This window comes from Trebonia sp. (assembly GCF_030042015.1).
Lineage (GTDB): Bacteria > Actinomycetota > Actinomycetes > Streptosporangiales > Streptosporangiaceae > Trebonia.
Window position 1 is genome coordinate 1 of record NZ_JASIAL010000122.1, and the last position, 5,648, is coordinate 5,648.

The following is a 5,648-nucleotide window of genomic DNA, read 5'->3' on the forward strand; positions in this document are numbered from 1 at the left end:
GTGAGCAGATTGTCGAGCGCGGACTTGACCGCGGCGCTGCTCGCCTGGCCAGCCGCCGCTGTCAGGTCCGTGATCGCGGTCGACATGTCCCTGGTCAGCGTCGCCTGCGAGGCCTGGGCGTTGAGATCCCTGATGGTCTGGTTGTAGGCGCTCAGCGCGGTCCCCGCGTAGGCCTTGCAGCCGGGATCGCTCGAGCCAGCATGCAGCCGGGACACGACGACAACGGCGCCCGCCACGAGGACGACGACCGCGACCGCGCCTGCGATGAGCAGCCGGGTCTTGCCGCCCCGCTTGCCGCCTGGCTTGCCAGCACGCCGCGCCCCGGACTTGCCGGCGGCACCGCCGGCACCACTGGCGGTGGCGCCGTTGGGTGCGAGAGCGGCAACGCCGGGCGGGCCAGCGAAAGCGCCCTGGTTCGCGAACCCCGCTGGCGGCAGCGCGCCAGGGAACGCGCCTGGCTGCGGCGCGGCGAACGTGCCGTGCTGCTGCGCCGGGAACGCTCCCTGCTGCCCCGCGCCGAACACCCCGGGCTGCTGCGCGTCGAACGCGCCCTGCTGCGGAGGCGGGAAGGCGCCGCCCGGGTAACCGTTCCCGAAGGCAGGCGGCGGGGGAACCTGACCGCCGAATGCGGGCGGCCGCGAATTCGGGTAACCGCCGGGCCCAGGCGCCTGCCCCGGGTAGCCGAAGCCCGCAGGCTGCTGGCTCAGGGCGTTCCCAGGCTGCTGGCCCGGGAAGCCGGCAGCCGGGGGACCCGGGTAACCCGTGCCCTGGTAGCGGTTGGGGTCGCCCCCGTACCCCTGGTCAGGGAACCCGCCGCCGTAGCCGGGCCCGGCGTATCCCTGGCCGTCGTACGCGGGAGCGCGATACGCGGGGCCGCCGTAGCCTGGCCCGCCTGGCGGAGGGAAGTCCTGCGCGGGATAGTCCTGCCCGCGCTGGCCCTGCCCGGCGGGCCACTGCTCGCCGTAGCGTTCGGTAGGCGGCTGCCCGGCGTAGCCGCCGTCACGCTTGGTGTACCTGTCGTCCCGCCGTGTGGACGGAGTGAACCAGGACCCGCGATCCGGCCCCTGGTCCTGGTAGCCGGGCTCCTGGTAGCCGGGATCCCGCAAACCAGCCCCGTCCTGCCCGGCCGCGGACCGATGCCGGCCACGACCGTAGTCAGCCGAGCCGCCGTAGCCGCCCGAGTCGCCGTAGCCGCCCGGGTCAGCCGAGCCGCCGTAGCCGCCCGAGCCGCCGTAGCCGCCCGGGTCAGCCGAGCCGCCGTAGCCGCCCGGGTCAGCCGAGGCACCATTCCGGCCCGAATCGGCGTAGCTGCCCGAATCCCGGTAACTGCCTGAGGGCCCGCGGTAGGCGCCCCCGCCGGAGGCGCCGGGTCCGCCGTAGCCGCCCGCTGTGCCGTACCCCGTGTCCGGTGGCCGCCACGGCACGGTGCCAGGACCGTAGGAGTAATCGTCGTCAGCGGCACCCGGACCGCCAGGACCGCCAGGACCGCCAGGACCGCCAGGGCCGCCCGGCTGGGAATCCCGGGCGTGCGCGCCGGCCGGCGATGGGGGCGGCAGCGCCCTGGCGCGGCGCGCGGGCAGCATCGCGGGCGGAACCCGCCCCTCGGCGGGCGCGCCGGAAGCCTCCGGCGGAAACGGGGTTCCGGCGGGCGGATCCGACGCTGGCGACATGACTAATCCGTTCCGGGACGCGGGATGCGCTGGATGCGCGGGGTGCACACGGGATGCACAAAGGATTCTATGGCGAGATCAGGGACGAGTTCGGCTGAAGTTGCTAGCCGGGGGCCCCGCGGGCAGAAAGCGGAACGCCGAACCGAACGACAGCCCCTTGGTCAGACGAAGCCGTTGCGGCTGAGGCTGGCCGGGTCAGGCTCCGCGCGGGGCAGCGACACATCGCCGGTGACGTCCGCGGCGAGCCGGATGCGGTCGCCGTCGACGAGTCGCACCTCCGTGCCCGGCAGCACCCGGTCGCCGTTGACGAAGGTTCCGTTGGTCGATCCCTCATCCCTGATGGAGGCCCGGCCCCCGTCGTCGACCATGACCGTCGCGTGTCGCCGTGACACGTTGTCGTACTGGCCGAACGCGGCCGCGACCAGCGACTGGGCAGGGTCTCGGCCGAGGATGACGGACGTGCCCGCCGGGACGTCCACATTCCCGGTAGGAAAGGAGATCCGCAGCACGACAGGGGAGATGCGGCGGCGCGCGCCAGGCAACGGCTGCCTGCACTGGGTGCAGACCACGTCGGCAGGGTCTTGCACCATCGCGCCGCAATGGGGACAAAACGGCCTGCTCTCACCAGACCGGATGTACTGCTGTGAGACCGTCGGCGATGGTATGTCGTCGTCGGCGTACGGTGTGTGCGGCAGGTTAGCGCCACACCGGAAGCAGATCAGATCCTCCGGCTGCACCTTGACGCCGCAGTCTGGGCACGTCAGGATCGCCATCTCCTCGCTCTCAGGCGGTAAGCCGTCCTCAGCTACCTTACCGCCGCGGGGCCGCCCTGCTCTAGGTATCGCGCACTCCGCCGGGTGATCACCCGAACGGCCGCGGGGAGGGCTGGCGAGACCGGTCACACCGGCTACATATAACCCAGTAGTAATTACATAATCAATTATTCCGAACGGAGCCGTTTGCCTCCGTCCCGGCTACCGGACTCCGCGGGCCGGGTGGCGCGCGTCCAGGCTGTCGCCACTGCTGCTCCTGCGCACCGGGGTGCTGGCCGTGCACGCGATGAATGTGTGCATGATCACCGCGGGAAGACGCGGCAATGATTAGGCTGCGGCGGTGCCGTCGGCTCGCCGGCCAGGCACGAAGATCTCGCCCGCACCGCGCTGTGGACCGGCGGGCCAGTGCCTCCCGGTGCCTCCCGTGCGAGGTCCGCGGCCTGCCGAGCTCGCCTGGCCCGGCGCGGCTGGGCACGGCCGGGCGGAACTGAACGTGAGCGCGCCAGCCGGACCGGTGACGGAGGATGTGCGAATCTTTGGCAAAGTTCACGCTCATTCCGGCCGAATGCCCGGTCGGGGGCGACCAATTGATGATTATATGTCCCTACCCGTTTTGTAACGCTAGCTGGAAGAGTGGCCTCGGCCGTCCTGTCGTCCTCGAGCAGCTGCGACCGCTGCAGAGGGAAGGGAGTGGGAAGTGCCGATCATGAGCGGCTTGCCCGTTCGTAGCCCGGTGCAAGTCCAGGTGGCACTTGAAGCTGCGAGGTGCGAGCGCAGTGCGCAGTAGACGATCGATGACCAACGGAAACGGCGGTCCGCAGACGCCGGCCTCGGGTCTTCCGTTCAACGGGGGCGGCAGCCCGGGCGCCGGCGGACCACCGGCCGTCGGCCAAGGTCAGGGCGGACCCGGAGCCGGAGGTTTCGGCGGGCCAGGCGCCCCGGGCGGCCCGGGCGCCCTGGGCGCCCCGGTGGCTCAGTCTGGCCTAGGGGGCCAGCCAGGCCAGGGATTGCCTGTTCCCGTCACGCATGCGCGCCGTGGCGGAGGGCCGTCCGGCGCCAGCGCCGTCTCCGCGGCGGCTCCCCGCAAGAGCTCCCGGCTGGCGCTGCGCAACTGGCGAGTCTTCTGGCGGCTCGTCGCGATCATCGCGGTGCCGACCGTCACCGCCCTCATCCTCGGCTCGATCCAGATCTCCAACTCCTTCGGCAGCTACCAGGCCTACAAGCGCGTGCAGACGCTGGCCAACCTCAACGTCGTCGTGGTTGCCGCGGTCGGCGAGCTCGCCGATGAGCGCGACGCGATCGCGGGCTACGTCGCGTCCGGCCGGACGAACTCCCAGATGCTGGCCACGATCACGAAGGACGAGAGCGCGACGCAGGCGACGCTCGACCAGATCAGCGCGCAGGCCGGAGCGGTCACTGGCAACGGCAGCTACCGGCAGCAGACGGTGCTCGACCTGACGAACGGCGTGCTCGCCGCCATAGCGGACCTGAAGTACATCCGCGAGGCCGCGCTGGGCGCCCAGTACCACTACCCGGCGATCGCCGTCATCAACGCCTACGACCAACGGATCACCGCCTTCGACACCTTCAGCAACGACATCGCGGCCGGCAGCGGCAACGACACGCTTGAGAGCGACGTCTCCGTGCTCAACGCGCTGCTGCGGATGGAGGACGACGCCTCACTGCAGCGCGCCCTCCTGTACCAGGCGCTGGCCAGCACGCCGCCGGTCCTGAGCCAAGTCGGGCTGTCCGACCTGACTCAGGCCTCGGAGCAGCAGCAGGCGGACACCACGCAGTTCGGCACGGTCGCTTCAGTGGCCGAATCGCAGACGCTCAACAACACCGTCAGCGGCCCGCAGGTGGACGCGGCCAAGAGCCAGGAACTGCTCGCGATCACCCAGGCCACCAACGGCCAGCCGCTCAACGTCCCCGACCCGCAGGTTTGCGGCACGCAGACGCAGGCCGTCTGCTGGTACAACAACCAGACCGCGCAGATCGAGGACATGCGGCAGGTCAGCAGCGGGCCTAACGGACTGGTCGAGCAGATCACCGCGCAGGCCAACTCCCTGGTGTCGGGCGCGCTGCGCAACGTGATCGAAGTCTCGGTGGCGACGCTGCTCCTGCTGCTGCTCGTGCTGCTGATCACCACGGTCGTGGCGCGCTCCATGATCCGGCCGCTGCGCAAGCTGCGCGCCGACGCCCTCGAGGTCGCGGGCAGCAAGCTGCCGGAGATGGTGCGCCGGCTGAGCGAGAGCGAAGGCGGCGACGAGAGCGTCGAGATCGAGCCGATCGGCGTCACCTCCACCGACGAGATCGGTGAGGTGGCGCGGGCTTTCGACCAGGTGCACCGGGAGGCGGTCCGGCTGGCGGCCGACGAGGCCATGCTGCGCGGCAACCTGAACGCCATGTTCGTCAACCTGTCCCGCCGCAGCCAGTCGTTGATCGAGCGCCAGCTGGCGCTGATCGACAACCTGGAGCAGAGCGAGCAGGACGCGGACCGGCTGAGCAGCCTGTTCCGGCTGGACCACCTGGCCACCCGCATGCGCCGCAACTCGGAGAACCTGCTGGTCCTGGCCGGCCACGAGGCGTCGCGGCGGTGGAGCCAGCCGGTCCCGCTCGTGGACGTGCTGCGCGCGGCGATCTCCGAGATCGAGCAGTACGAGCGGGTCGTGCTGAACGTGCAGCCGGGCATCCAGGTCGTCGGCCAGGCGGTGAACGACGTGGTCCACCTGGTGGCGGAGATCGTCGAGAACGCGACCACGTTCTCGCCAGAGGACACCCAGGTGTACGTCACCGGCCAGCCGCTCACCAGCGGCGGCGTGCTGCTCGACATCACCGACAACGGCGTGGGCATCTCCGAGCAGGAGATGGCGCACGCGAACTGGCGGCTGGACAACCCGCCCGTCGTCGACGTCGCGGTGTCCCGCCGCATGGGTCTTTTCGTGGTCGGCCGCCTGGCGGCCAGGCACGGCGTCCGGGTCCGGCTGCGGCACGCGCAGTCCGGCGGTCTGACCGCGCTGATCTGGCTGCCCGAGTCGGTGGCGGCGCCAGAGACGGCGCAGCCGCTCGGCCGGCTGCGCAAGTTCGAGGCCGAGGACTACGGGCCCGCCCCCTCGCTGTCCGCGCCGCCCGCCACGAGCGGCCCCGGCGGCCCGGGCGGGGGGTCGGGGCCGTTCGCCCTGCCGGGCGGCGGCTCCGGCGGCAA

The 5,648-nt window shown here is 71.5% G+C and carries 2 protein-coding genes and 1 pseudogene; 1 reads left to right on the plus strand and 2 read right to left on the minus strand.

Annotated features, from left to right (window positions below; translation table 11 throughout):
* Nucleotides 1-1,670: pseudogene (locus tag Q1N79_RS06060) on the minus strand (hypothetical protein); the annotation flags it as partial.
* Between the two features lie 161 nt (nucleotides 1,671-1,831).
* Entirely contained in the window at nucleotides 1,832-2,443 is a 612-nt protein-coding gene (locus Q1N79_RS06065) for an FHA domain-containing protein (protein WP_300605432.1), read from the minus strand.
* Between the two features lie 968 nt (nucleotides 2,444-3,411).
* On the opposite strand from Q1N79_RS06065, the gene Q1N79_RS06070 reads away from it, so the two are divergent.
* Nucleotides 3,412-5,648, plus strand: a 2,237-nt coding sequence (locus tag Q1N79_RS06070; RefSeq protein ID WP_300605433.1) for a nitrate- and nitrite sensing domain-containing protein, incomplete at its 3' end; no start/stop codon positions are given.